A 1,824-nucleotide genomic window follows, 5' to 3' on the forward strand; every position below is an offset into this window, starting at 1 on the left:
AGCGGGCAGCCGATGGCGGTGGCCAGCGCCAGCGCGGCCAGCGCATTGGCGGCGTTGTGGCGGCCGCGGATGCGCAGCGCATCGGCCGGCATCAGCCGCTGCAGGTGGATCTCGGGCGCTTCACCCTTGCGGCGCTTTTCGGTGGGGTCGGCTTCCAGCGCACGCACCAGCCAGGCGATGCCGTTCTCGGTCACCAGGCCGAAGTCGCCGGGCTCACGCGGCGCATCCAGGCCGAAGCGCACGGCCTTGCGGGCCACGGTGCGCGGCGCCTTGCCCTTGGCGGCCTTGAAGGGCTTGCCGGTGGTGGCGTTCACTTCGGGCAAAGGCGCGGGCACCAGGCCTTCGACGGCCGGGTCGTCGCGGTTGACCACCAGCACCGCCTGCTCGCCCCAGATGCGGGCCTTGGCCTGGCCATAGGCGCGCATGTCGCCGTGCCAGTCCAGGTGGTCCTGGCTGAGGTTGAGGATGGCGGCCGCGCTGGGCTCGAAGCCGCGCACGCCATCGAGCTGGAAGCTGGACAGCTCCAGCACCCAGACCTCGGGCAGCACCTGGAACACCGGGGCGGCCGGCGGCGGCGGGGCCAGCACCAGCGGGGCGTCGTCGGGCAGCAGGGCGGCTTCGGCTTCCGCGTCGCGGTCGGCCTCGGCGGCCGGGGCGTCGTCTTCGGCTGTGGCCACGTCGACGGCGGCCGGCTCTGCGGTGGCGGCTGGTGCTTCGGCTTCGACGGTCGCTTCGGCGGCCACGGTGGGCGCGGCCTGCGCCACGGTGTGCGCTGCAGCCTCGGGCGCGGCGTCCACCACCGGCTCAGCCTCCGGCTCCTGCGCCAGCGCGGCGGCCAGCGTGTCCAGCATCGTCGGGCCGATGTTGCCGGCCACGGCCACGCGCTTGTCGCAGCGTTCCACCAGCAGCGCGGTGAGCGCCGTGGTGGTGGTCTTGCCGTTGGTGCCGGTGATGGCCAGCACCTGCGGCGCATAGCCACGGCGGTGCTTCAGCTCGGCCAGCGCACGCGCGAACAGGTCCAGCTCGCCCTGCACCGGAATGCCGGCAGCGCGGGCTTCTTCCAGCAGCGGGCGGATGCGTTCGTCCAGCGGCGACAGGCCCGGGCTCTTGAGCACCAGTTCCACGCCCTGCAGCGCCGTCGACGGGTCCAGCGCACCGCTGGCCAGCGGCACCTGCGGCCACTCGGCGTGCAGCGTGGCGGCCTGCGGCGGCGCCTCGCGCGAGTCCCACACCCGCACATGGGCGCCGTGCGAAGCGCACCAGCGCACCATGGCCAGGCCGGATTCACCCAGGCCCAGCACCAGCAGGTGGCGGTTGTTCAAGTGGTCCATGGTCAACGCAGCTTCAGGCTGGCCAGGCCGATCAGGCACAGCAGCATGGTGATGATCCAGAAGCGCACGACGACCTGCGTCTCGCGCCAGCCGCTCTTCTCGAAGTGGTGGTGCAGCGGCGCCATCTTGAGGATGCGCCGGCCTTCGCCATACCGCTTCTTGGTGTACTTGAACCAGGTGACCTGGGCCATGACCGACAGCGCCTCGGCCACGAACACGCCGCCCATGATGGCCAGCACGATTTCCTGCCGGGTGATGACGGCGATGGTGCCCAGCGCGCCGCCCAGCGACAGCGCACCCACGTCGCCCATGAACACCTGCGCCGGGTGGGCGTTGAACCACAGGAAGGCCAGGCCGGCACCTGCCATGGCGGCGCAGAACACCATCAGCTCGCCCGAGCCCGGGATGTACGGAAACAGCAGGTACCTGGAGTACACCGAGCTGCCCACCACGTAAGAGAACACGCCCAGCGCCGAGCCCACCAGCACCACCG

At 71.8% G+C, this 1,824-nt stretch carries 2 protein-coding genes; both read right to left on the reverse strand.

Going from position 1 to position 1,824, the window contains the following annotated elements; all coding sequences use genetic code 11:
• Positions 1–1,331, reverse strand: a 1,331-nt coding sequence (locus tag ABNT58_RS11345; protein ID WP_348753586.1) for a Mur ligase family protein, incomplete at its 3' end; no start/stop codon positions are given.
• A gap of 2 nt (positions 1,332–1,333) precedes the next feature.
• Positions 1,334–1,824 (reverse strand): phospho-N-acetylmuramoyl-pentapeptide-transferase (gene mraY, locus ABNT58_RS11350; RefSeq protein WP_348753587.1); only part of this gene is annotated, 491 nt, incomplete at its 5' end.

The organism is uncultured Aquincola sp., from assembly GCF_964001545.1.
Classification (GTDB): Bacteria; Pseudomonadota; Gammaproteobacteria; order Burkholderiales; family Burkholderiaceae_C; genus Aquincola.